Consider the following 8,769-nt stretch of genomic DNA (forward strand, 5'->3'; position numbering starts at 1 on the left):
TTCTCCAAGATGAACGTTTTATGGATAAATATTATATTAGTTTTATCTGAAGTGCAAATAAAACATTGTAGCGGGGATTTCAATCCCCGGTGATATTCACCACCATTGTTAATTCTTAATTAATTTTAAATATATAAATAGAAATAAATTATAACTTTTGAATTTTGATTCAATAAAGATATTACTTTAACTTTGAGATTGAAATCATGTACTACAAGTTTGATAAAATAAAAAAGCATGCAATAAAACTGAATATTTCAACAAAATAGGGGGATATGTTATATGAATAATAGTTTAAAGAAAAAATTTGCTAAAATTATGTCATTAGCACTTTTAACATCAGTTACTGTTGGATCATTTCCAAGTATGGCAAAGGCAGAAGAGACAAGCAAACTTTTAAATATGCCATTAACAGCTGAGAGTAAGGAAAAAATACTTAAAAACTTTAAGGAAAATTTACCTGAAAATCAAATTATAAAAAATAAGGAGAATCAAGAAGATTCCGTAAGATTAATTGTTGAGTGTGAAGGTAAAACTGCACAGGATTTGGTGGGAAAAGGTAAAAGAGCAACTGGCAAAGAAGCTAGTATGGTAGAAACAGATCAAGCACCTATTAGAGCAGCAGTTGAAAGTCTTGAAGGTATATCTGTAAGACATAGTTATACAAATGTTTTTAATGGCTTTAGTGTAGATGCAAAGATAAAGGATATAGAAAATATAAAAGCAATAGATGGTGTAAAAAGTGTTAGACAAGCTAGCAAATACACTGAGGATATGAATAAAGCCAAAAAACTTACTCAAGTAGAAGATGTTTGGAAAAATCATAGCTTAAAAGGCGAAGGTATGGTAGTTGCAATAGTAGACACAGGAATAGATTATAAACATAAAGATTTTGCAAATCCAAAGGATACTAGTAAATTAAAGTTAAATGAAAATAATATAAAAACTATAAAAGACAGTGGTGTTTTAAAAGCAAATAAAGATGCAGACACATATTTTACAGAAAAAATTCCATTTGGATATAATTACGCAGATAATAATAATGAAATAGTAGATTTAAGAGATTCAAAAGCACCTCATGGAGCTCACGTAGCAGGTATTGTTGGAGCTGATGGTGATGAAAAATTACTAGAAAATAATGATGCAATAAAAGGTGTAGCACCACAAACACAATTATTAGCAATGAAGGTGTTCTCTAATGGACCATTAGGAAAATATTGTTATAGTGATGATGAATTAGCGGCAATAGATGATGCGGTTGCATTAGGTGCTGATGTTATAAATATGAGTTTAGGTTCACCAGCTGGATTTAGAAATGATGTAGATCCAGTGCAAGAAGCAATAACAAGAGCAACAGATGCTGGAGTTATGGTTGTAGTTTCAGCAGGTAATGAATCAAATTCAACAGATCCATATGGAATAGGTGAATTAAATGATCAAATTACAGTAGGTAATCCAGCAACATCTAAAGATGCTTTAATGGTTGCAAGTTATGAAAATACACATGTAGCTAATCAAAAAATGTCATTTAAAGATGCAAAGGGTACACTTGCTTCAGAAGGCGTTTTTGCAGAACATCAAGTAGATTACAAAAGTATATATAATAAAAATTATGAAATAGTGAATGGTGGAATTGGAAAACCAGAAGAATTAGGCAATGTAAAGGGTAAAGTAGCACTTATTAAAAGAGGTGGATTATCATTTATAGATAAAATATTAAATGCTCAAGCTAAGGGTGCAATTGGAGTTATTATCTATAACAATGATGGTGATGAAACTTTAATAAGTATGGCACAAGATCCAAATATAAAAATACCAGCATTGTTTGTAGGTAATTCTACAGGTGCCAAAATATTAAAATCACAAAATAAAGTGTTGTTTAATGGTGAAGTTAAAAATGCTTTAAGTGAAAATGTGCACTCAGGAGATTACTCTGACTTTACATCTTGGGGTCCATCACCAAGTCTTGAATTTAAGCCACAAATAGCAGCTCCAGGTGGACAAATTTATTCAACTTTAAATGCTGGTAGTCACGGAGTTATGAGTGGAACATCTATGTCAGCGCCTCATACATCTGGAGTTATGACACTTTTATTACAAGGAATAAAAGAGTATGCCCCAGAACTTTCAGGTAGAGAAAAAATAGATTATGCAAAACAAATAATAATGAATACAGCTAAAGTTGAAATAGATAAGAAGAATAATAATATACCATTCTCACCAAGAAGACAAGGAGCAGGACTTACTCAAGTAGAAGATGCAGTGAGAAATAAAGTTACAGTAACTAATAATGGTCAAGCGGCTGTTGAACTTAAGGAAATAAAAGGCGATAAAGCTACATTTACTTTAAATATTAAAAATCATGGAAATGAAGAAGCTAAGTACGAAATAGCAGGTCTTGGTGGAGTACTAACTCAAGATAAAGTTAATGGAACAATGATTCATGATAAGGAATTAAGTAGTGATGAAGCTAATTTAACATTTAGTACAGATAAAATCACAGTTCCAGCAAAAGGTGAAACTAAAGTAGATGTAACACTAAATGTTGGAAGCAAACTAGAAAAGGAACAATATCTAGAAGGATATATTAAACTTACTTCAAGTGATAGCAAAATACCTTCATTAACAGTTCCATATATGGGATTCTACGGAGATTGGTCAAAAGAAAATATGACAACTAATAATGCATGGGATGATAATAAACATGTTTTAGTTGAAGTATTAAAAGAAATAGGACAGTATAAAGATGTATTAGTAGAAAACCTAGCATTAACTCATGTTGAAAATCAAGAAGATATATTAGGTGTTACTGGTAAAAATGAAGATGGTAGCAATAAATATGAGGGCGGAAAAATAGCAATAAGTCCAAATGGAGATAAAGCAAACGATGATGTTTTCCCTGGATTATATTTAATGAGAAATGCTAAAAAAATATCAGCAGAAATTCTTGATGAAAATGGTAAAACTATTAGAAATATAGGTAATGTAACTGAACACAAAAAGAAAATAATAAGTAGTTCAGATGCAAACAAAATTCCAGATTCAATATCAGAACTTGCATGGGATGGAACAGTATTTAATAAAGAAAAAGGTAATTTTGAAAATGTTAAAGATGGAAATTACACTTATAGAGTTAAAATGAAAATAGACTACAATGATGCAAAAGAGCAAGTTGTAGATATGCCAGTAAAAGTAGATACAGTTGGTCCAAATGTTGAAGTTAACAAATTTGAAACTGTAGCTAATGATACAGTTAAAGTTTATTTTACAGTAACAGATGATTTTGCAGGTGTTAATTCAAATGCTAATTTCCCAATATTCTTAAATGGAAAATTAAATGAAGAAGCAACAAAACAAAAAGCTTCATATGATGAAAAAACTGGCACATATTATAAAACTGTAAAAGGACTGCTTAATGATAAATTAAATCAAATAGAAATAGGTGCATTTGACTATGCTAAAAACTTAGGTGGAACTCAAGTAGTGGTGCCAGTAGGAAAAATTGAACCTGTAGCTATAAAATTCGATGATAAAACATTTGAGGCTGGACAAATAGAAATAAATGAAGATAAATATGTTGTAAGTGGTACTATGAATAGGCCTATTAAAGAATTAGTAATAAATGATGAAAGAATTCCACTAGTTGTTGGAGAAGATGGAGTAGTTAAATTCTCTAAGGAATTAAACTTGAAACAAGGAATAACAATAGTTAATGTAAAAGCAGTTGATTATGATAACAAAGTATTAATTAATCATGGATATAAAATTTATTGTGACAGTGAAAAACCTGTTATAAATGTAGTTGAACCAGAATTAGTTGATGGTACAGTTAAAATGGATGGTAGCAAACTTACACTAAAAGGAAATGTATCTGATAACTTATGGGGATATAAATTCTATGTGAATGGAGAGCTATATAAAAATATGGATTTCTCAACACCTGTAGGACCGGAAAAGAATAAATTTAATTTTTCATTAGATTTTAATGATGTAAAAGCTGGGGAGTTTATAGAACTTAAGGCTGTTGATGGAATGGGAAATACAGAATTATTAAAAATTCAAATAGTAGAATAAAAATAAATATAAAGGAGGTGGAAACCTCCTTTTATATTTGTAAACAATATATATAAATCATTAATAAACTGTAATAAAATTCTAAAATGGATTTACATAATTATACATTAATGTATAATATTGATTAAGGTTTTGCGTTGTGCAAAATATTTAATTATATATGAATTAAAACTTAAAATCTAAAAATTAATTTTAGTTTTTTATAAAAAAGGGGGGCATTAATTTGGAAAATAATCTAAAAAAAAGATTTGCAAAGCTTATGAGTTTAGCATTATTAACCTCAGTTGCAGTAGGGTCAGTGCCTAATATAGCTATGGCAGAGGAGACAAATAAACTTTTGAATATGCCATTATCAGTAGAAAGCAAAGAAAAGATTTTGAAAAATTTTCAAGAAGGATTTAAGCCCAATGAATTATTAAATAAAGAAGAAAAAGAAAATCAGGAAGAAGTTATAAGATTGATAGTTCAAGTAGACGGATTAGCAGCTCAAGATTTAGTTGGAAAAGGCAATAAGGTAAGTGCAAAAGAATCTGCAATTGTTGAAGCTAATCAAGCTCCTATTAGAGCAGCAGTTGAAAATATTCAAGGTATATCTTTAAGACATAGTTATACTAATATGTTTAATGGATTTAGTATAGAAGCCAAGAGAAAAGATATAAAGGAAATTGAAGCTATTGATGGTGTTAAAAATGTTATAGAAGCAACAAAATATGATTTAGATATGAAATCTGCTAAAAAAATGACAAAGGTATATGAAACTTGGTCTAAGTATAGCTTAAAAGGCGAAGGTATGGTTGTTGCTGTAATTGATAGTGGTATAGATCCAAGTCATGAAGATTTAAGAAATCCTAAAGATTCTAGTAGATTAAAATTGAAAGAAAGTGATATAGAATCAATTAAGGGTAGTGGAGCTTTAAATATAGACACTAATGTAAAAACATATTTTACAGAAAAAGTACCATTTGCATATAATTATGTAGATAAAAATGGTGAAGTTAGGGATTTAGATGATCCAGTTCAACCCCATGGTTCTCACGTTTCAGGTATTGTTGGAGCTAATGGTGATGAAAAATTAGTAGATGAAAATAAAGCAGTACAAGGTGTTGCACCAGAAGCACAAATACTTTTAATGAAAGTATTTTCAAATGGACCTGCTGGTGGAGCATATGATGATGATATATTAGCTGCAATAGAAGACTCAGTTGCATTAAATGCGGATGTTATAAATATGAGTTTAGGTTCTCCAAATGGATTTAGAAATGACTTAGATCCAGTTCAAGATGCTATAAAAAGAGCAACAGATGCAGGAGTTATAGTAGCTAAGTCAGCAGGTAATGAATCTTCTTCAACTAATCCATATAATATAGGAACTTTAAATGACCAATCAACATCAGGTGATCCAGGACTTCCAAGAGATGCATTTATGGTTGCAAGTGTTGAAAATGATGGTTATGTTCAAAATCAATTTGAAGTTAAAGATGATAAGGGTAATGTTATACTTCCTATAAGCTTTAAAGACAATGGGGATGCTGCATGTGTAAATTATAAAATACAAAATATATACAATAAAAATTATGAAATAGTAGATGGCGGTTTAGGAAATCCAAAAGACTTGAATAATGTGAAAGGAAAAATTGCATTAATTAAAAGAGGTGGATTGACATTTGGAGAAAAAGCAACAAATGCACAAGCTAAAGGTGCTATTGGTGTAATTATATATAACAAAGATGGAGAAGGTGGAGTTCAAGGAATAACAACGGAAGGTTCACCAGTAAAAATTCCAGTAGTATCAATATCAAATAAAAGTGGTAAAGAGATACTTAAGCATAATGGAAAAGTGATATTTAATGGACAAATGACTATGAATGAACTTCTTCCAAGTGAAATTGGTGGAGAGATGTCTGATTTTTCAGCATGGGGTCCATCACCAAGTCTAGAATTTAAACCTCAAATTTCAGCACCAGGTGGAAATATATTCTCTACATTTAATAAAGGACATCATGGAACTATTGGGGGAACATCAATGGCAACACCACATGTTGCTGGTGCCATGACACTTATAGCTCAATCAATAAAAGAATATGCACCAGAAATGAAAGGTAGGGAACTTTCTGAATATGCAAAGGAACTGGCAATGAATACTGCTGAGGTGAAAATAGATAAGAAAGATAATATGCCATATTCTCCAAGAAGACAAGGAGCTGGAATTATTCAAACAGAAAATGCAGTTAGAAACAGAGTAACAGCAACACATAAGGGTGAGTCATCTGTTGCACTTAGAGAAATAAAAGATAAAAAAGTTACATTTACAATAGATTTAAAAAATCATGGAGATAAAGATGCAGTATATACTCTTGGAACAATAGGTGGAATCATGACTCAAGCTAAGGATGTTGGAGTTATGATTCATGATAGAGAATTAACTGATAAAGAAGCTAAATTGCAATTTAGCTCTGACACTGTGAAAGTTCCAGCTAAGGGAGAGGCTAAATTTGATGTAACACTAAATATAGGAGATTTTGATACTGAACAGTTTATTGAAGGCTTTATTAAATTAGAGTCAAAAGATAGTAATGCACCTTCTTTATCTATTCCATACATGGGCTTTTATGGAGATTGGGGTAAGGAGAGTATCACTACTAACAATGCTTGGGATAGTAATAAACATGTATTTATAGATATATTGAAAGAAAAAGGAATGTATCCAGGTGTATTAATTGAAAATTTAGCACTTACAGGAATCAATAACAAAGATGAAATTTTGGGCTTAACTGGTACAAATAAAGATGGTTCTATAATCGTTGATAAAAATGCAATAGCAATAAGTCCAAATAATGATAAATTAAACGATAGTATTTATCCAGGTTTGTATTCATTAAGAAACTCAAAACAAACATCCGCAGAAGTTATAGATAAGGATGGAAAAGTTATTAGAGATTTAGGTAATGGCGGTAGTGTTAGAAAAAGATTATTAGGTAAGAATCAATATGTACCTGAAGGTGTAACTTCTCTTGCATGGGATGGAATGGTTTATAATAAAGAAAAAGGTAATTATGAAAAGGTTAATGATGGAGAATACACATATAGAGTTAAATTGAAAGTTGACTATGAAACTGCTAAGGAACAAGTTATTGATATGCCAGTTAAAATTGATACAGTAGCACCAACAGCAGAAATAACTAATATTAAACAAACAGGTAAAGATGAAGCTATAGTTTACTTTACAGCAAATGATGATTATTCAGGTGTAAATATGATGAATACAGTTACAATTATGGTAAATGGAAAGGTTGATGAAGAATCAACAAAAGCACCAGTACAATATGATAAAAATTCTGGATTATATTATAAGACTGTTAAAGGTCTAGAGGATAATAAAGTGAATTTAATTGAAGTAGGTTTGTTTGATAACGCTAGAAACTTAGGTGGTACACAATCAACAATTCTACTTGGACATGTAGAACCAGCAGGAATAACTTTTGATGACCCTAAACTTGATAAAAAAGGATTGGTTGAGTTAAATGCTAATGAGTACACAGTAAGTGGAACTATTAATAGACCAATAAAAGAGATGACATTAGATGGGAAAAAAATAAATTTAAATATAGATGAAAAGGGAAATGTTTCATTTGCTACTAAATTAGAATTAGAAACTGGTTATTATAACATGAGATTTAAAGCTGTAGATTATGATAATAAAGTTATATATGATCATGGAATAAAAATCAGATGTGATAGTTCAGCTCCAATTATAAATTTAGAAGAGACAAATATTAAGGATGGAAAAATCAAATTAAATAATGGAAAGATAAATTTAAAAGGAAATGTAGCAGATTTAGGTTTTGGATATACATTTTATGTAAATGGAAAAGCATATCATAAAGAGGAATATAATACTATTACAAAACCAGAGAAAAATAAATATGACTTTGAAATAGAACTTACAGATGTAAATGTTGGAGATGTTATAGAAGTAAAAGCTGTAGATGCTATGGAAAATTCTACAGTAATAAATTTAGAAGTATGTAAATAAGAAATGAAAAAGGCACATTTTAGTGCCTTTTTTTATATGTTTTATATGATTAATAGTTTGAATGTTTTTAGATAAATAAATTTAAAAGTTAAAACACCTTACATATATTAGGTAAAAATTATATAATTAGTATAAAATAAAAGAAAATTCTTGAAATTATATTTTTTAGGAGTTAATATAGGGTTTCAAACTGAAAAATGAAATTGTTCAAATATCAAATGAGAAATCTTAAAGTTAATATTAAAATTGAATTTCTAAGTATTGCTGTTTTTAAATGTAATTACTAAATTTGTAGGTGAGAATTTATTCTTGCCAAACGTTATTAGGATATATTGTTTTTAAGTATTTATATTCAAATCAAAGATCACCAAGGTTAAAACCTCAGCTACGAAGGTGTAAGAGAGAACTTGTCCTAACCTCTGTAGGCGAGGTTTCAACCTTGCTGTTACACGGTGGTATTTTAAGTATTGTAGCTATATTGAAGACCGCCAAGACTAAAGTCTCAGCTACAAAGGGGAAAGAGATTGATGTGCCACATATTTATTAAAATTTTTGTAGGGTGTGGAATTCATTCTACCTATTTAAATGTGCCAATAAAGGTATTATGAATAATATCATCAATAATTGTCAAATGTCCATTGTTAACTGTCAATTGGTAAAGT

At 29.9% G+C, this 8,769-nt stretch carries 2 protein-coding genes; both read left to right on the forward strand.

Annotated features, from left to right (window positions below; genetic code table 11):
- Positions 1 to 282: 282 nt before the first annotated feature.
- Positions 283 to 4,074 carry a S8 family serine peptidase gene (locus tag BN346_RS19545; RefSeq protein ID WP_051540540.1) on the forward strand — a complete coding sequence of 1,264 codons (3,792 nt, stop codon included), beginning with the start codon at positions 283 to 285 and terminating at the stop codon, positions 4,072 to 4,074.
- A gap of 223 nt (positions 4,075 to 4,297) precedes the next feature.
- Complete coding sequence (locus BN346_RS22290; RefSeq protein WP_051540541.1) at positions 4,298 to 8,107, forward strand: S8 family serine peptidase; 3,810 nt, start codon at positions 4,298 to 4,300, stop codon at positions 8,105 to 8,107.
- Positions 8,108 to 8,769: the final 662 nt, after the last annotated feature.

Source organism: Clostridium ihumii AP5 (genome assembly GCF_000612845.1).
GTDB classification, from domain to species: Bacteria; Bacillota; Clostridia; order Clostridiales; family Clostridiaceae; genus Clostridium_J; species Clostridium_J ihumii.